This window comes from Hymenobacter segetis (assembly GCF_054776495.1).
Genome location: NZ_BAAHBV010000001.1, coordinates 36,848 through 52,941, shown reverse-complemented (window position 1 = coordinate 52,941; position 16,094 = coordinate 36,848). Strand labels below are relative to the sequence as shown.

The following is a 16,094-nucleotide window of genomic DNA, read 5'->3' as shown; positions in this document are numbered from 1 at the left end:
AGATTTATTTATACTCGACATGAATTTATTTATACTTGCCAGCAAAAACCTGGTTTGCGGAGCCGGGGAATGGGTGTAGCGGCCCGGTTCAGTGCTGCCGGAACAGCTACCACTACATCAACATTTTTGTAGAAAGCCCCAGCGGGGGCGTACCCGGAGGGCAACACTCGTCTAACGAATGTCGCCCTCCGGGTACGACCCCGCTGGGGCTTTGCCGTTCCTGTAGGTCAGGCTGCTCTAATCGGCCCGCAGTTCGCTGGCCTGAAAAACCTTCGGCAGCTTGCGCTTGCGCTCCACAATCTGATAGGTAGCGGTGTCGGTGGCTTCGTCCCAGAACACGTCGGAGATGAGGCCGAAGTGGCGGTATTGGCCGGGCTGGGGCGTGGTTTCCTCCACCGAATCGCCGAAGCTGAATTTCGGTTTGTGATAGATTTCCTTGAACAGCTCGGGGCGCACGAGGAACTGCTGCTCGTCGTAGCGAATGGTAATCCACTCGCCTTCGTCGTCTTCGGCAATCTTTTCGAAGAGCTTGCCCACGGGCTCCAGCAACTCGAAGGCGCGGCGGTTGGCGGGGTGAATGTAGCGGAAGCCGTACTCAGACGACCAGCCGTAGAGGCCAAAAATGACGGGTTTGGGACGGGTTTTCAAGCAGCGGAATTCAGAATCGGAAAACAAACTAACAACGCGGACGGGCAAAAAGCTTCCATTGGATGGCGTGTAGCGCGATGTAGCGCGAACTTTTAGTTCGCGTCCCCGAACATTAATCGTTGGACCGGCGCGGGGACGCGAACTAAAAGTTCGCGCTACTTGGTGGCCTCTTGGTAGTGGGCCAGCAGGCGGTCGCGGTGCGCGGGGCCGTCGTGCACGTCGGCGAAGGAGATGCGGTGGGTCTGGCCGTCGTGGCGGTGCAGCAGCACGTCGGCGGGGCCGGCGGGCTCGGCGGCGGCCAGGTCGGCCCAGCGCAGCTCGTGGGCGCGGCCCAGGCGGGTGGTGCGGGCGGCAAAGCCGTCGGGGTGCAGGTGCAGGAAGCGGCGGCCGGCCATCTGCCGCGTGCGGAAGGCCATCACCACGTAGGCCACGGCCAGAGCGGCGTACACCCAGGGCAGGTAGTGCGTTTTGTGCACACCCCGGGCCAGGTCGGCGGCGTGGTGGCGATGCCAGATGTGGTAGCTTTCGAGGGCCAGAATGCCGGCGGCGGCCAGCTCCAGCCACGCCACCCGCTCCTGGTGGAAGGGGTTGTGGCGCAGATGCAGCAGCTCGCGCACCATCAGGATGAGGTAGGCCGCGCCTACAGCAAACTCCAGCACCACCAGGGGCGTGAAGGCTTCCTCACCCGCTAGCACGGGCAGCACGGCGAAGAGCAGCACCAGGGCCGGCCCCAGGTGGCTCAGCGTTTTGGCGCGCTGCTGCCCGGCGTGGCGGCGATGGTAGAGGGTGGTGCGGCCCTCGGCGGCGGCGGGTGCGGCGGTGTCCATGCCCGAAAAGTCGGCAAAATATTTTTCTGGTTGTAATCCGGCTGGAATATCGCGAAGGTTTAATTTAGCTGAAGGCCAGCAGATGCGGCACCCGGATGGCCAAAAGCGCGACAGTTTCGTATGCTTCGGGTACCTGCCGCCCCGTACCCGCCGCATTTTCGGCTGCCCGGGCGGTAGACAGTCTTTTTTTCGATGTCTAACGCTTCCGCCCCCAAACCCGCTTCCCGCGCTAAAACTGCCCCGAAAGCCCCTTCTGAATCAACTTCGGCCAAAGCGCCGAAACCCGCGCCCAGCCCCACGCTGCAACCTGGCATGGGTGCCGTGCCCCACGCGGCCGGCACCACCTTTCGGGTGTGGGCGCCCCACGCCAATTCGGTGTCCGTCATCGGCACTTTTAATGATTGGAAGGCCGACAAAAACCCGCTCCAAGCCGAAGAAAACGGCTATTGGGCCACCGATGTGGCCGGGGCCAAGGTGGGTGATGAATACAAATTCCACCTCACCAACGGCGACCAAACCTTCGACCGCAACGACCCCTACGCCCGCCAGGTGACGAATTCGGCCGGCTCGTCGGTGGTGCATGACCCGAATTTCGATTGGGGCGACGACCATTTCCAGATGCCCGCCTGGAACGAGCTGGTGATTTACGAGCTGCACGTGGGCACCTTCAACGCGCCCGATGCCGAGAACGTGGGCACCTTTATGAGCGTGGCCGAAAAGCTGCCCTACCTGCGCGATTTGGGCATTAACTGCATCGAGCTGCTGCCGGCTACGGAGTTTCCGGGCAGCCGCTCGTGGGGCTACAACCCCGCCAACCCGTTTGCACTCGAAAGCGACTACGGCGGGCCGGTGGCCTTCAAGGAAATGGTGAAGCAGGCCCACCAGCACGGCATCGCGGTGGTGCTGGACGTGGTGTACAACCACTTCGGCCCCGGCGACCTCGACCTCTGGCAGTTTGATGGCTGGAGCGAGAACGACGGCGGCGGCATCTACTTCTACAATGACTGGCGCGCCAAAACGCCCTGGGGCGAAAACCGCCCCGACTACGGCCGCCCCGAGGTGCGCCAGTACATCCGCGACAACGCCCTGATGTGGCTGAACGAGTACCGCTGCGACGGCCTCCGCGCCGATGCCATTTCCTTCATCCGCAACGTGAACGGCGAGGAAAACCCCGCCGAAGACCTGCCCGACGGCTGGAGCCTGATGCGCTGGATTAACGAGGAAATCGACCAGACGATGCCTTGGAAAATCACCATCGCCGAGGACCTGCGCGGCAACCCCGCCATCACCGAAACCACCGCCAACGGCGGCCAGGGCTTCGATTCGCAGTGGGACGGCTCGTTCGTGTACCCCATCCGCGATGCCCTCACGGCCCCGAACGATGCTGACCGCGACATGAACGCCGTGGCCCAGGCCCTGACCCAGCTCTACAACGACAACGCCTTCCGCCGCGTCATCTACACCGAAAGCCACGACGAAGTGGCCAACGGCAAAAGCCGCGTGGCCGAGGAAATCATGCCCGGCGCGGCCGACCATTGGTTTGCCAAAAAGCGCACCACCCTGGGCGCGGCCCTGGTGATGACAGCCCCCGGCATCCCCATGCTGTTCCAGGGCCAGGAAATGCTGGCCGATGGCTCGTTTGTCGACACCGAACCCATTCGCTGGGAGCGTGTGGAAGAGCGCAACGGCCTGGTGCACCTCTACCGCGACCTCATTGGTCTGCGCCGCAACCTGCACGGTGCCACGCGCGGCCTGGGCGGCCAACACACCAAGGTTTTCCACGTCAATAACGACGACAAGCTGGTAGCCTTTGCACGCCAGGCCGGCGAAGGCGGCCCCGGCGATACCACCGTGGTGCTCGCCAACTTTGCCAACCAGGCGCACGAGGCTTACACCATCGGCCTGCCCGGCCCCGGCCACTGGCAGGCGCGCTTCAACAGCGACTGGCAGGGCTACGACGGCGATTTTGGCGACATGGAAAGCTTCGGCATTGATGCCGAGGAAGGCGAATACGACGGTTTCGGGTGGCACGGCAGCATTGCCATTGCGCCCTACGCCGTGCTGATTTTGTCGCAGGAAGGGTAACGCCCGCCTTGTTGCCCGTATAGCAGAACGTCATGCTCAACCAGCGTCCGCGCAGTTGAAGCATGACGTTCTTTGTTATTATTGATTCACCTAACACACCCGCATGGACATCCCTACCTCCGCCAAAACCATCAACCGCCCCAACTCCGAGCTGACCAACGCAGCCTTCATCATCGCGGGCGTCATTTCCGCAGCGTTTGGCCTGAAGTCGTTTCTGCTGTCCAGCCACTTCATTGATGGCGGCGTCACGGGCGTTTCGATGCTACTGGCCACGGGTTTCCGGCTGCCGCTTTCGGTGTTCATTCTCGTTATCAATCTGCCGTTTATTGCCCTCGGGTATAACCAGCTGGGCCGCCGGTTTGCCCTGCGCAGTGCCCTGGGCATTGGCGGGCTAGCGCTGATGCTGGCCTTCGTGCCCTTCCCCGACGTGACCCACGACTTGCTCCTGACGGCCGTATTCGGCGGTGTGTTCATTGGGGCGGGCATCGGGCTGGCCATGCGCGGCGGGGCCGTGCTAGATGGCACCGAAATCGCCGCCCTGCTCGTGAGCCGCTACCTGGTGCTGCTCAAAGTCAGTGACTTAATTCTGATTCTCAACGTCATCATCTTCGGCGTGGCCGTGCTGGTGCTGGGCACCGAGCCGGCCCTGTACTCCATGCTCACCTACTTCGCCGCCGCCCGCGTGCTGGAATTCGTGCTCAACGGCATCGAGCAGTACACCGGCGTCACCATCGTGTCGGAGTACAGCGACGACGTCCGCAAAGTCATCACCGAAAAGCTGGGCCGGGGCGTGACGATGTACCAGGGCAAATCAGGCTACGGCAAGCGCGGCGAGCTGGGCCTGGAGCGCGACATCGTGTTCACCGTAGTTACCCGCTTGGAGCTACCCGCCCTGCGCACCGCCGTGCAGGAAGTCGACCCAAACGCCTTCATCGTGCAGTACCGCATCGATGACGCGCAGGGCGGCATCATAAAAAAACGGGCGCTACACTAGAGTGTGCAACGCCCGTTTCCATCTTGCTAATTAAGCACCGCCTCAGCTCTTTTTCAGGAGCTTAAACGCATGGGTCCACTGATTGGACCGGAAGCCCGGAATGCACCAGAGCATGCACAGCGGCTCGATGGCGCGGGCGGCTTCGGCTCCGCCCATGTCCTCGGGCTCGAAGCCGAAGGCGCGAATGACCTCGGCGGCTTCGACTTTGGCACCCTCGTCGTTGCCACAGATGAACATACTGGGCGTCGTGCCGCCATAGTCCGGGTCCGCCATCACGCCCGCCCCCACGCTGTTGAAGGCTTTCACGAAGTGGGCACCGGGCACCGCCTGCTGGCATTCTTCCATCAGCGACTCATCGAAGTTGGTAAAAAAGCGCAACACGCCGTTTTGCGGTGGCTTTTCATCAATGGGGTTGGTCGTATCAAGCACCGTTTTTCCGGCCAGGGCGCTGGCATTCAGCGTGCGCAGCAAGTGGGCGGCTACGTGGCCTTTCACGGCCAGCACCAGCAGCTGGCCAAAAGCGGCCGCCTCGTCAAAGCTGCCCACTTGGCCGGCAGGGCCGGCCTTGGCCAGCCATTCGGCCAGCTTATCGGGGTGGCTGGTGCCCAGCATCACCGGGTACCCCTTTTTGATAAACACATCGGCCAGGGTAGTTGCTACCGTGCCGGAGCCCAAAATGCCAATATTTTTCATGGGTTACTAGGGGTTGGTTTGAAGCAACCAATGTAGCAATTACATGATATAATTTCTACATTATATCATGTAATTGTATCACACAGGAGCTTGGTCGTATCGCTCGCCGGCCAGCGTGGGCCACGCGCCCTCAAACAGGAACTCGGCCAAGGGCTTGCGGGTGCGGGGTGCTTTCTCGCGCTCTCGGACGTGTTCGTGCAGGACAGAAGCCGGGTCGGGGTAGCCCAGCCCACATCGTATTTCGCCCAGCCGTTGGGGTTATTATCGTGCGAAAACTGGAGTTTAGCTACGCCCATGGCCAGCACGGGGGCTTTTTTGGTCCAAGCCTGGTTGAATTCCAGCAGGCCGCCCAGGATTTTCTCAAACGCCTCGGGCGGCCATCAGAATGGGGATATGAATGAGGGTGAGGCCGGATAACCGCCACACCAGCTCGAATTTTTGCCCCTATCCAGTCCTGTTTTTCCAGCGCATTTGAAAAAACATGGCTTACCATGCCAACTAAGCCCCAATCGGCTTACCTTTCGCCACGTTCTTTTTCCCGCCCCGGCCTTCCTCATGCCTACACAGCCCATCCCCCACGCCCCCGACGCTCCCGACGCCCTGTTTCCCAATTCGCTGCTCGTAGAAGTAGCCTGGGAAGTTTGCAACCAGGTGGGCGGCATCTACACCGTCATTCGCAGCAAGGTGCCGGCCACCATGCCCGTCTGGGACGACCGGTATTGCCTGCTGGGCCCTTACTTCCCCAACATGGCCCAGGGCGAGTTTGAGCCCTACGACGAGCTGACGGTGCACACCGGCGCCGACCCGTTCATGGCCGCCGTGCGCACCATGCGCACCCAGGGCTACGACGTGCAGATTGGCACCTGGCTCATCACGGGCCGGCCCCGCGTGGTGCTCATCAACCCGTTTCAGGCCTACGACCGGCTCGGCCAGCTCAAAACCGACCTCTGGGGCCGCCACGGCATCCCCGCCCCCGACAACGACGACCTGCTACATCAGGTCATCGCCTTCGGGCACCTCACCACCGTTTTCTTCCAGCACCTGGCCGCCCAGAAACTGGCCGAGCAGCGCCTGCTGGGTCATTTCCACGAGTGGATGACCGGCGTGGCCATCCCCGAGCTGCGCCGCCTGCAAGTACCCGCGCACCTGCTCTTCACCACCCACGCCACGCTGCTGGGCCGCTACCTGGCCATGAATGACCCCGCCTTCTACGACCACCTCATGTGGGTGAACTGGGAAGCCGAGGCCAAAAAATTCAACATCGAGCCCGCCGTGCGCATGGAGCGCGCCGCCGCCCACGGCAGCCACGTTTTCACTACCGTGAGCGAGCTGACGGTGCGCGAGTGCATTTATTTGCTGGATAGAATCCCCGACGCGGTGCTGCCCAACGGCCTCAACATCGAGCGCTTCGTGGCCCTGCACGAGTTCCAGAACCTGCACCAGCAGTACAAGGCCAAAATCCACGAATTCGTGATGGCCCACTTCTTCCAGTCGTATGCTTTCGACCTGGATAAGACGCTGTATTTCTTCACCTCGGGCCGCTACGAGTATCACAACAAAGGCTTCGACCTGACCCTCGAAGCCCTGGCCCGCCTCAACTACCGCCTCCAGCAAAGCGGCCTCGAAACCCAGGTGGTGATGTTTTTCATCACCAAGCGGCCCTTCACCAGCATCAACCCGCAGGTGCTGGAGCGCCGCGCCATGCTCGATGAGGTGCACGAAACCTGCAAGGCCATCGAGCGCCAGGTGGGCGAGCGCCTCTTCTACGCCGCCGCCGCCAGCCAGGACCACAAACTGCCCGAGCTCGGCGCGATGGTGGACGACTACTGGAAGCTGCGCTACCGCCGCCAGCTCCAGAGCTGGAAAACCAATGCCCTGCCCCCCGTCATCACCCACAACCTGGTGAATGATGGCGACGATGAAATCCTGAACTACCTGCGCCGGTCCAACCTGCTCAACCACCGCCACGACCGGGTGAAGATGGTGTACCACCCCGATTTTGTGTCGCCCGCCTCGCCCCTGCTGGGCATGGAATACGGCCAATTCGTGCGGGGCTGCCACATGGGCGTGTTCCCGAGCTACTACGAGCCCTGGGGCTACACCCCGCTCGAATGTGTGGCCCGCGGCGTGCCCGCCATCACCTCCGACCTTTCCGGCTTCGGCGACTACGCCTTGCAAAACGTGCCTGACCCCGAAGGCAAAGGCATTTTCGTGGTCCACCGCCAGGAAAAATCCTTCGACGAATCAGCCGAGGAATTGTGCGATATGCTCTGGCAATTCGTGCAGCTCAACCGCCGCGACCGCATCATGCAGCGCAACGCCGTGGAAAGCTCGGCGGAGCTGTTCGACTGGAAAAACCTGCGTGTGCACTACGACCGGGCCTACGCCCTAGCGCTGGAACGGCAGTAGTCGCCTGTCATTGCGAGTGGAGCGCGGCGGAACGCGGCAATCCGTCCTCTGAATGCGACAAACGTCCTTACCCCAGAGAGCTTTTTATTACACCAACAGACCTTTCCCTTTTGCAAAAAGCCTCCTGAATTCATCAGGCTGGTCGCTTGAAGAGGACGGATTGCCGCGTTCCGCTGCGCTCCACTCGCAATGACAAAACTGCTCAAGCTGCTTCCGTTTCTCACCCTAACCACCGCCGCCCTCGCCCACGAGTTCTGGCTCGAAGCCCCGCGCTTCCACCTCCAGCCGGGCGAAACGGTGAACGTGCACACCTTCATCGGGGCTGATTTCAAGGGCGAGCCCTGGACCACCAAAGCCGTCAAAATCCAGCGCCTCGTGCGCTTCGGCCCCACCAGAACCGACTCCACCGACCTCACGCCTACAAACGCCACCGAAACCGACACTTTCCGCACCGGCTTCACCTTCGCCCAGCCCGGCACCCACGTCGTGCTGCTGCGCTCCACCAATTCCTTCATTGAACTGCCCGCCGACCAGTTCACCGCCTACCTGCGCGAAGAAGGCCTCGACTACGCCCTAAAGCTGCGCCAGGAAAATGAGGAAATGGCCAAGCCCGGCCGCGAAACCTACCGCCGTTGCGCCAAAACCCTGATTCAGGTGGGCGAAGCCGCTGCCACCTCAGCAGTCACTGACAGCGCCTGCCGCCACGTCTATGGCCTGCCGTTAGAATTGGTACCCGAGCAGAACCCCTATCGCCTGGCCGCCGACAAGGCCCTGACCGTGCGCGTGCTGCGGGCCGGCCGGCCGGCGTTTGGGGCGGCCGTGCAGGTGTGGCAGCGCCAGTCCGGCGGCCTGCCCACCACCCATTACACCACCCGCGCCAACCAAAACGGCCGAATCCTGTTACGTTTATCCGGACCTGGCCCCTACCTGCTGGCGGCCGTGGATATGAGCGCCGCCCCCGCCAAACTGCGCACCCGCGCCGATTGGCAATCTACCTGGGCATCGCTAACTTTCGCCGGTCCGGCTGCCGTTTTGCGAATTCCCGCTAAACATTAGCCAAACTTCACTCAAAATTTTAGGTTTTTTCTTTACCTTCGCCGTTCTCTTACCCTCCCTCGCTTACGTTGTATGAAGTACACGATTGATAAAAAAGATAGCTACACCATCATCACGATTGAGGAGAAGAAGCTCGACACCACCGTCGCGCCCGACCTCAAGTCGGAGTTCGTGAAGCTGAACGCTGAAGGCATCAATAACCTGATTCTGGACCTCACGAACGTAAAATACACGGATTCGTCGGGCCTCAGCTCCATTCTCATTGCCAACCGCTTGTGCAACTCCACGGGCGGCCTGCTGGTCCTCACCGGCCTGCAAGACCACGTGCTGAAACTCATCACCATCAGCAAGCTCGAATCGGTACTGCACATTCTGCCCACGGTAGAAGAAGGCATCGACCGCGTGTTTCTACACGCCATCGAGCGCGACCTGACCGACAAAGAGTAATTTTTTAGCCGCACGCTATAAGCTGCAAGCCGCAAGCTGCTGTTCTGCTTTTAGCCAGGACAATAGCTTGCGGCTTGCAGCTTATGGCTTGTAGCCTTTTCCCAACGCATGACTTTTGAGCTGAAGATTCTGGGTTCGGCTTCGGCCACGCCGACGGCCGGGCGCCACCCCACGGCCCAGGTGCTCACCGTCGGCGCATCCAACTACCTGATTGACTGTGGCGAAGGCACCCAGTGGCAGATGCTGGAGTACCGCGTGCGGCCGCACCACGTCCGGGCCATCTTCATCTCGCACCTGCACGGCGACCACTATTTCGGGCTGTTTGGGTTGCTGGGCACAATGCACTTGCAGGGCCGCACCCAGCCGCTGGCCATCATCGGCCCGCCCGGCCTCGATGAAGTACTGGTGACACAGGCCCGCGTGTCCAACATGCAGTTGGGGTTTGCCATGGATTTCACGGTTGTGAACACCGAAGCCCACGCGGTGGTGTACGAAGATGAAAACCTGACCGTGGCCACGCTACCCATGCGCCACCGCGTGCCGTGCGCCGGCTTCCTGTTCTCGGAAAGGCCACGCCGGGCCAACCTATTGAAGGAAAAACTACCCGCTGGCCTCACCCCTGCTCAGCTGGCCCGCCTGGCCCAAGGCGAAGACCTGCCGCCCGATGACCAGCAGCCCGGCCTGCGCCACGCCGATGTATCGGGCCCCGCCCCCACGCCACGCCGCTACGCCTTCTTCTCCGACACGCTCTACACGCCCGCGCTGGTGCCGCTCATCCAGGGCGTCGATTTGCTTTACCACGAGGCCACTTTCTTGGAAGACCTCCGGGAGCGTGCCGCCCAAACCCACCACAGCACCGCCCGCCAGGCCGCTTCTATTGCCCACGACGCCGGCGTGAAACGCCTGTTGCTGGGCCACTTCTCCAGCCGCTACAAGGCGCTGGAGCCGCTGCTGCACGAGGCCCAGGCCCTATACCCCACCGCCGAGCTGGCCACCGAGGGATTGGTCGTGAGCCTGTAGTTCGCATTTCTTATGAACAACTTCGCCCATAAAAAGCAGCAGCTCTACCTCGTCCTCAGCGGGATTTTTCTGGTGAATGCGCTGCTGGCCGAAATCATCGGCGTCAAGATTTTCTCGGCCGATAAGCTGATGGGGCTGCCCGGCAACCTCACGGCAGGCGTGCTCATCTGGCCCGTGGTTTTCGTGACTACGGACATCATCAACGAGTATTTTGGCAAGGCCGGCGTGTTGCGCATCAGCTACCTGACGGTAGTGCTTATTCTGTTTGCGTTCGGGGTTATCTACCTCACCACCAAGCTGCCGCCGGCCGATTTCTGGCTCGATGTGAACAAGACCGATAACCTCGGCCGCCCTTTCAACATCGACTTTGCCTACCAGAGCATTTTCCGGCAGGGGCTAGGCATTATCACGGGTTCAATTGTTGCGTTTGCCGTAGGGCAGGTACTTGATGCCACCATTTTTACGGCCCTGCGCCAGGCAACGGGCGGGCGCTACATCTGGCTACGTGCCACGGGCTCGACCCTGATTTCGCAGCTGGTCGACTCGTTTGTGGTGCTGTATGTGGCCTTTTACGTGTTCGGCAACTGGAGTTTCGACCAGGTTATCAGCGTGGCGAACACCAACTACTGGTACAAGTTTGCGGCGGCCATTCTGCTCACGCCGGTGCTGTACCTGGCGCACTTCCTGATTGACAAGTACCTGGGGCAGGAAGAAACCGCCGAGTTGCAGGAAGAAGCCGTGGAAAACGTGAGCGTGTAACTTTTCTTCGCTCGTCCGCCTTTCATCGCTATGCGACTACCTTATTTCCTGCTGGCGGCCGGGGCCTTTTTGCCACCCACCGTGGCCCGCGCCCAATTCAATTTTGCCCCCGGCACCTACCAGCTGGCCAACGGCTCCAAGGGCGAGGCGTCGCTGAAGCTGGCCTTGGCCGAAAACGGCAGCCCCACGATGATGGTGGGCGTGAAAAACGGCAAGGAGCGCAAGTTCCGCGCCGCCGAAGTCACGGCTTTCACCGTTGCAGAACACCGCTTTGTGCGGGCGAATGATTTCCGTTTTCTCAGCGGTACCGATGCCGATTTCAAGGAACCCGCGCTGCTCGAAATTCTCGAAGCCGGCCCGGTGGAGCTGTTTTATTACTACTATCAGGTGGAGATGGGCACCAATTTTAAGGCCCACGTAAAGCTGCCGGTGCTGCGCAAAGCCGGCACGAGTACGTTCTTTGCGTACAGTCCTGGCCACACGCCGGGGTTCGACCAGAAACTGGCCCCCGGCGGCTTCGTGGCGGCCCTGTTTCCGGCCGACCCGGTGCTCCAGCGGCAATTTGCTATCAATGGCGTTAGCCGGGCCCAACTCGCTGCCGCCGTACACGCTTATAACCAGGGCGTGCGCTTAACCCGTTAATTACCAATATGTCCCGTATTCTTACCGGCATCCAGAGCACCGGCCGCCCGCACCTCGGCAACCTGCTTGGGGCCATTTTGCCCGCCATCGAGCTGTCGAAAAACCCGGCCAACGACTCGCTGTATTTCATCGCCGACTTGCACTCGCTCACCACCGTGCGCGACCCTAAAGTGCTGCGCGCCAACACCTACGCCGTGGCCGCCGCGTGGCTGGCCTGCGGCTTCGACACCGAAAAAAACCTGTTTTACCGGCAGTCCGACGTGCCGCAGGTGACCGAGCTGACCTGGTACCTGAGCTGCTTCACGCCCTACCCCATGCTGGCCAACGCGCACAGCTTCAAGGATAAGAGTGACAAGCTTTCGGATGTAAATGCCGGCCTCTTCACCTACCCAGTGCTGATGGCGGCTGATATCCTGCTCTACGACGCCGAAATCGTGCCCGTGGGCAAAGACCAGATTCAGCACCTCGAAATTGCCCGCGACATTGCCAGCGCCTTCAACAACCGCTACGGCGAGACGCTGGTGCTGCCCCAGGCCCGCGCCGATGAGCAGCTGATGACCATTCCCGGCACCGATGGCGCGAAGATGAGCAAGAGCTACGGCAACATCATCGATATTTTCGCGCCCGAAAAAGACCTGCTGAAGGCCGTCAAAACCATTATTTCGGATAGCACGCCGCTGGAAGCGCCCAAGAATCCGGATACGGACGTGACGTTCAAACTCTATTCGCTGCTGGCCACGCCGGCCGAAATTGAGACGATGCGCGCCAACTATCTGGCTGGCGGCTACGGCTACGGCCACGCCAAAAAGGAGCTGTACGAGGTGATTCTGCGGCGATTTGCCGTGGAGCGCGAGCGGTTTGATTTTTACATGAACAACCTGCCGGAGCTAGATGCGGCGCTGGCCATTGGAGCGAAGCGGGCACAGGAATACGGCGCGGGCGTGCTGGCGAAAGTGCGCCAGAAGGTGGGCTACGGACGGTAGGACTCATCTGTCATTGCGAGTGGAGCGCAGCGGAACGCGGCAATCCGTCCTATCAATACCAGACACTTTCTTTTACCAGAAAGCCCCGGCACTTCGCAGTGTCGGGGCTTTCTGTATTTTAAAATAAGTATGCCACATCTCAGGGTTGGTCGCTCATGAGAGGACGGATTGCCGCGTTCCGCTCCGCTCCACTCGCAATGACAGAGCCGGCCTAAAACGCCTGCTCGGCTGAGAAGCTGAAACCAACTTTGCTGCCGCGGCTCACCTGCTGGTTTTCCAGCTTTTGCTTCACAGAAATTTTCTGGATTTCGGGCAGCGGTGGGGCGATGAGGTCGTTGTTGACGGCGGCAATCATGGCGCTTTCCACGAAGAGGCGCATGGAATCTGGCGTTACTGGATTGTCGCTCATGTCGTTATCGGGCAGTTCGAGCTGCTGCACGCCTTCGAGGAAGTAGTGGTTGTTGATGTTGACGAGCAGGCGGCCCACGAGGTAGCCGGGGTCGTTCAGGCGCTGGTACTTGATGCTGTCGGCCATGAAGTTATAGGCCATGATGTGGCCGAAGAAGCGGCGGCGGAAATCGGCTTCGACGTATTTGCTAGGCATGGGGCCGTAGTCGTCGGGGAAGGTGACGATGTTGGAGTGCATCACGAACACCAGCAAATCGCCCGAAAACCGGATGTGAAACTCCATGTCGTTAATGGAGCGGTACTCAATCACCACGCTCGAATCGAAGGGGGTGAGCTTGCGGCTGAGCTCCAGCACCAGCTCCTGCGATACCAGGCGCAGGCAGTCGAACGCGGCCTGGGTGTTGCGGTAGATGGCCTGCTTGGCGGTAGATTTTTGCTTGAGACCCTCGAAAATCTGGTTGAGGCGGTCGGCCGGAGCCTCGGTGGGCGAGCCGGCTGCGGCCGTGGGCTGGTTGTTGGTGGCAGTGGCCCCGGTGTGGCCGGTTTCGGGGGCTGCTGGCCGTGGGGCGCTGGGTTTGGCGGCAGGCTTTGCGGATGCCGCGGTGCTGGGTTTGGCAGCTTTTGCGGCTTTGCGGCGGGCTGGTACGGGCGCGGGTTCCGGCGTTGCCGTTGGCTCGGGGTTAATTAACAGCTCGGGGGCGGCGCTTTTTTTGGGGGATGATTTAGCCATGCGGAAGGGGGAATAAGCCGCGAATGAGCGCGGCACGGGCGGGAAATTGTCTTTTTAAGGCACGACGCGCGGCCGGCACGGGCCATTCAGGTTGCAGGTGGTACGCAAGTAAGCGGGGCCGTAGTTTCATCCGGCGCTGATGAATCCGGTGTGAAGGTGGCAATTGTGGCCGAGCCCAAGGCTGGCGGCGCGCTCATTTGGCCCGCCACGGCCCATTGCGGGCTACGGAAAGCCACCGTGCGCAGTCCCTGCGGTCCGGCAGCGTGGCTGGGCAGCAGCATGGGCCGGGCCGAGGGATGGCGCAGGGCCTCTCCTACCGTGCGCACAGCCCCGGCCGGCACGGCGCGGCGTTCCAGCGCAGTCAGCAGCTCGTCGCCACTCACAACGGCAATGGTTTCGGTTAGCAGGGCTTCCAGCTCGGGGCGGTGCGCCACGCGGGCCGGGTTGGTAGCGAAGCGGGCATCTGTGGCCCACTCCGGGTGGCCCAGCGCGGCGCAGAGCTGCCGGAACTGGCCATCGGAGCCCACGGCCAGCACCATCGCCCGGCCATCGGCGGCGCGGTACACGGTACCGTAGGGCACGATGCTGGGGTGGCCCGAGCCGAGCGGCTGCGGGTCATGGCCCGTGACGAGGTAAGTGGCCGCCTGGTTGGCCAGGGCCGAAAGGGCGCTGTCGAGCAGGCTGACTTGCACCAGCGCCCCGCGCCCGGTTTTTTCGCGTTGAAACAAGGCTGTGAGCAGGCCTTCCTTCAACTGGTGCGCGGCCAGCAGGTCGACCATCGCCACGGGCATTTTTTGGGGCGGCTGGCCGGCGCCGGCGGCGTTGAGGTACATGAAGCCGGCTTCGGCTTGCAGCACGGCATCGTAGCCGGCGCGGGCATTTTCGGGGCCGTAGCCGGTGAGATGGCCGTAGAGTAGGCGCGGGTTTTCGGCGGACAGCGTGGCGTAGTCAGCCCGCAGCTTTTCGGCGTCGCCGGGCTTATAGCTGGCGAGGATGATGTCGGCTTGCGCGGCCAGGCGGCACAGTGCGGTTTGGCCGGCGGCGTTGGTCAGGTCTAATACCAGGGAGCTTTTACCCCAATTGGAAGCCGCGAAATAAGCCGAAACAGAAACATCTCCAGTGGCTGGTGAGGCTGTTGTTTCGGCACTGGTTTTCCAGGTGCGCGTAACGTCGCCGGTAGGGCTTTCGATTTTGAGCACTTCGGCCCCCATTTCGGCAAAAAACTGGCCTACCTGCGGACCGGCCAGCACCGAAGCAAGTTCGAGAACGCGGAGATGGGCGAAGGGAAGTGGCAACGACATAGCAGACTGCTTGGAAAGCCGGCAAGCTACACGCCGGGCTACAAATTGGCTCAACTTGCCAAATATCCATAGTCGCGCAGCTGTTCGCGCACGTCGCCGTCCAGTTTCAGCAGCCGGCCTTGGTGCAGCAGGTACACCACGTCGCAGATGGGCAGCACCTCGGCGTAGCGATGGTCGGTAATAAGTAGGCCTTTATGCGATTTGAGGCGCTGCATTTCCTCGGCCAGGGCTTCGACGTGCACCGGCATCACGCCCGAAAATGGCTCATCGAAGAGCGAAAAAGCGGTGTCGGCGTGTAGCAACAGCAACGCCTGCACCAGCCGCGCCGACCCGCCCGACAATTCGCTCAGCCGCCGGCCAAACTGCGAGCGCAGCTCCGGGAAGCGAGCGGTGGCTCTTGTGAGGTCGACCCCCAGCATATCAGCGGCCTGTACCAATGACAGCGAAGGCGGTAACAGCGGCTCCTGCGGCAGATAATTCAGCAGGCCCGGGTGGCGGAAGGCGGGTACCACATGCCGGCCATTCACGCGCACCGAGGCATCGGCCACGGCCCGGGCTCCGAAAATGGTTTGGAGTAATACCGACTTCCCGCTGCCGTTGCGGCCCAGCAGGCCCACAATCTGGCCGGTTTGCACCCGCAGGTAAATGCTGCCCAGCACCTGCCGCTCGCCGAACACGATGCGAATACCATCCGCCTCCAGCACCTGCGGGCCGGCCGGCTTATCTGAATTCCGGCTCATGACAGCACGGCCCGCATGAGCAAAGCGCTGCCCAGAAACAGCCCGCCATCAAGTGCCACTACCCCAGCCCATAATCGGCGGCGCGAAATATTCAGGTTGAAATAAAACCAATACTGTTCCGGCCGCAGCTGCTCCGACAGGAACCACACCACCGGCGTGGTAGCCAGTTTGCTGAGCAGCAGCCCCGGCAGCAGGCCGCCGCTCCAGCCTTCGTGGATGGCCGGCAGCAGCACCGCCAGCAATATCAGCCCCGAAATGCCCAGCATGAACGGGGCCACGCTGCGGTAAAACAGGGCCACGGCCCGCAATTGGGTAGCCAAAATGGTCATCGAAAACGCTTGGTTCAGCAGGT

General features: G+C 61.6%; 16 protein-coding genes. 9 read left to right on the top strand and 7 right to left on the bottom strand.

The window, feature by feature from the left end; all coding sequences use genetic code 11:
• Positions 1-237 precede the first annotated feature (237 nt).
• Both ACYU70_RS00240 and ACYU70_RS00235 read right to left on the bottom strand, forming a co-directional pair.
• Complete coding sequence (locus ACYU70_RS00240) at positions 238-648, bottom strand: DUF6960 family protein (protein ID WP_342300401.1); 411 nt, start codon at positions 646-648, stop codon at positions 238-240.
• A 155-nt stretch (positions 649-803) separates the two neighbouring features.
• Positions 804-1,475 (bottom strand): hypothetical protein, encoded by a 672-nt coding sequence (locus tag ACYU70_RS00235; RefSeq protein WP_342300399.1) that lies wholly within the window; start codon positions 1,473-1,475, stop codon positions 804-806.
• A 192-nt stretch (positions 1,476-1,667) separates the two neighbouring features.
• On the opposite strand from ACYU70_RS00235, the gene ACYU70_RS00230 reads away from it, so the two are divergent.
• Together ACYU70_RS00230 and ACYU70_RS00225 are read left to right on the top strand one after the other, a co-directional pair.
• Positions 1,668-3,560: an alpha-amylase family glycosyl hydrolase gene (locus ACYU70_RS00230; RefSeq protein WP_342300397.1), complete on the top strand. Its 1,893-nt coding sequence runs from the start codon at positions 1,668-1,670 to the stop codon at positions 3,558-3,560.
• A 103-nt stretch (positions 3,561-3,663) separates the two neighbouring features.
• Positions 3,664-4,554 carry a YitT family protein gene (locus ACYU70_RS00225; RefSeq protein WP_342300396.1) on the top strand — a complete coding sequence of 297 codons (891 nt, stop codon included), beginning with the start codon at positions 3,664-3,666 and terminating at the stop codon, positions 4,552-4,554.
• 42 nt (positions 4,555-4,596) lie between these two features.
• Here the strand turns inward: ACYU70_RS00225 and ACYU70_RS00220 are convergent, their stop codons facing one another.
• On the bottom strand, positions 4,597-5,247 hold the full coding sequence (locus tag ACYU70_RS00220) for an NADPH-dependent F420 reductase (RefSeq protein ID WP_342300394.1): 651 nt from the start codon (positions 5,245-5,247) through the stop codon (positions 4,597-4,599).
• Between the two features lie 555 nt (positions 5,248-5,802).
• Here ACYU70_RS00220 and ACYU70_RS00215 point away from each other — a divergent pair.
• The 7 genes from ACYU70_RS00215 to trpS all read left to right on the top strand — a co-directional run bounded on the left by ACYU70_RS00215 (position 5,803) and on the right by trpS (position 12,563).
• Positions 5,803-7,656 carry a glycosyltransferase family protein gene (locus ACYU70_RS00215; RefSeq protein WP_460615863.1) on the top strand — a complete coding sequence of 618 codons (1,854 nt, stop codon included), beginning with the start codon at positions 5,803-5,805 and terminating at the stop codon, positions 7,654-7,656.
• Between the two features lie 189 nt (positions 7,657-7,845).
• Positions 7,846-8,712, top strand: coding sequence for a DUF4198 domain-containing protein (locus ACYU70_RS00210; RefSeq protein ID WP_460615862.1), 867 nt, complete (start codon positions 7,846-7,848; stop codon positions 8,710-8,712).
• 72 nt (positions 8,713-8,784) lie between these two features.
• Positions 8,785-9,159, top strand: coding sequence for an STAS domain-containing protein (locus tag ACYU70_RS00205; RefSeq protein ID WP_168675310.1), 375 nt, complete (start codon positions 8,785-8,787; stop codon positions 9,157-9,159).
• A 108-nt stretch (positions 9,160-9,267) separates the two neighbouring features.
• Entirely contained in the window at positions 9,268-10,179 is a 912-nt protein-coding gene (locus ACYU70_RS00200) for a ribonuclease Z (RefSeq protein ID WP_460615861.1), read from the top strand.
• A 12-nt stretch (positions 10,180-10,191) separates the two neighbouring features.
• A complete protein-coding gene (locus ACYU70_RS00195; RefSeq protein ID WP_460615860.1) occupies positions 10,192-10,938 on the top strand; it encodes a VUT family protein in 747 nt (248 codons plus the stop codon).
• 30 nt (positions 10,939-10,968) lie between these two features.
• The gene (locus ACYU70_RS00190) at positions 10,969-11,580 is read left to right on the top strand and encodes a hypothetical protein (protein ID WP_342299750.1); all 612 of its coding nucleotides are present in this window, start codon (positions 10,969-10,971) and stop codon (positions 11,578-11,580) included.
• An 8-nt stretch (positions 11,581-11,588) separates the two neighbouring features.
• Complete coding sequence (gene trpS / locus ACYU70_RS00185) at positions 11,589-12,563, top strand: tryptophan--tRNA ligase (RefSeq protein ID WP_342299752.1); 975 nt, start codon at positions 11,589-11,591, stop codon at positions 12,561-12,563.
• 211 nt (positions 12,564-12,774) lie between these two features.
• On the opposite strand, the gene ACYU70_RS00180 is transcribed toward trpS, so the two are convergent.
• The 4 genes from ACYU70_RS00180 to ACYU70_RS00165 all read right to left on the bottom strand — a co-directional run bounded on the left by ACYU70_RS00180 (position 12,775) and on the right by ACYU70_RS00165 (position 16,071).
• On the bottom strand, positions 12,775-13,701 hold the full coding sequence (locus ACYU70_RS00180) for a hypothetical protein (RefSeq protein WP_342299753.1): 927 nt from the start codon (positions 13,699-13,701) through the stop codon (positions 12,775-12,777).
• Between the two features lie 86 nt (positions 13,702-13,787).
• Positions 13,788-15,002, bottom strand: coding sequence for a CaiB/BaiF CoA transferase family protein (locus tag ACYU70_RS00175; RefSeq protein WP_342299754.1), 1,215 nt, complete (start codon positions 15,000-15,002; stop codon positions 13,788-13,790).
• A gap of 50 nt (positions 15,003-15,052) precedes the next feature.
• Positions 15,053-15,742 carry an ATP-binding cassette domain-containing protein gene (locus ACYU70_RS00170; RefSeq protein ID WP_342299756.1) on the bottom strand — a complete coding sequence of 230 codons (690 nt, stop codon included), beginning with the start codon at positions 15,740-15,742 and terminating at the stop codon, positions 15,053-15,055.
• On the bottom strand, positions 15,739-16,071 hold the full coding sequence (locus ACYU70_RS00165; RefSeq protein WP_342299757.1) for a hypothetical protein: 333 nt from the start codon (positions 16,069-16,071) through the stop codon (positions 15,739-15,741). Before ACYU70_RS00165 ends, ACYU70_RS00170 begins: the two co-directional genes overlap by 4 nt.
• Positions 16,072-16,094 lie beyond the last annotated feature (23 nt).

Coding starts and splice junctions, on each gene's coding strand:
- ACYU70_RS00190 (WP_342299750.1), top strand. CDS start 10,969: ATGCGACTACCTTATTTCCTGCTGGCGGCCGGGGCCTTTTTGCCACCC.
- ACYU70_RS00205 (WP_168675310.1), top strand. CDS start 8,785: ATGAAGTACACGATTGATAAAAAAGATAGCTACACCATCATCACGATT.
- ACYU70_RS00210 (WP_460615862.1), top strand. CDS start 7,846: ATGACAAAACTGCTCAAGCTGCTTCCGTTTCTCACCCTAACCACCGCC.
- ACYU70_RS00235 (WP_342300399.1), bottom strand. CDS start 1,475: ATGGACACCGCCGCACCCGCCGCCGCCGAGGGCCGCACCACCCTCTAC.
- ACYU70_RS00180 (WP_342299753.1), bottom strand. CDS start 13,701: ATGGCTAAATCATCCCCCAAAAAAAGCGCCGCCCCCGAGCTGTTAATT.
- ACYU70_RS00165 (WP_342299757.1), bottom strand. CDS start 16,071: ATGACCATTTTGGCTACCCAATTGCGGGCCGTGGCCCTGTTTTACCGC.
- ACYU70_RS00220 (WP_342300394.1), bottom strand. CDS start 5,247: ATGAAAAATATTGGCATTTTGGGCTCCGGCACGGTAGCAACTACCCTG.
- ACYU70_RS00215 (WP_460615863.1), top strand. CDS start 5,803: ATGCCTACACAGCCCATCCCCCACGCCCCCGACGCTCCCGACGCCCTG.
- ACYU70_RS00225 (WP_342300396.1), top strand. CDS start 3,664: ATGGACATCCCTACCTCCGCCAAAACCATCAACCGCCCCAACTCCGAG.
- ACYU70_RS00230 (WP_342300397.1), top strand. CDS start 1,668: ATGTCTAACGCTTCCGCCCCCAAACCCGCTTCCCGCGCTAAAACTGCC.
- ACYU70_RS00200 (WP_460615861.1), top strand. CDS start 9,268: ATGACTTTTGAGCTGAAGATTCTGGGTTCGGCTTCGGCCACGCCGACG.
- ACYU70_RS00195 (WP_460615860.1), top strand. CDS start 10,192: ATGAACAACTTCGCCCATAAAAAGCAGCAGCTCTACCTCGTCCTCAGC.
- trpS (WP_342299752.1), top strand. CDS start 11,589: ATGTCCCGTATTCTTACCGGCATCCAGAGCACCGGCCGCCCGCACCTC.
- ACYU70_RS00175 (WP_342299754.1), bottom strand. CDS start 15,002: ATGTCGTTGCCACTTCCCTTCGCCCATCTCCGCGTTCTCGAACTTGCT.
- ACYU70_RS00170 (WP_342299756.1), bottom strand. CDS start 15,742: ATGAGCCGGAATTCAGATAAGCCGGCCGGCCCGCAGGTGCTGGAGGCG.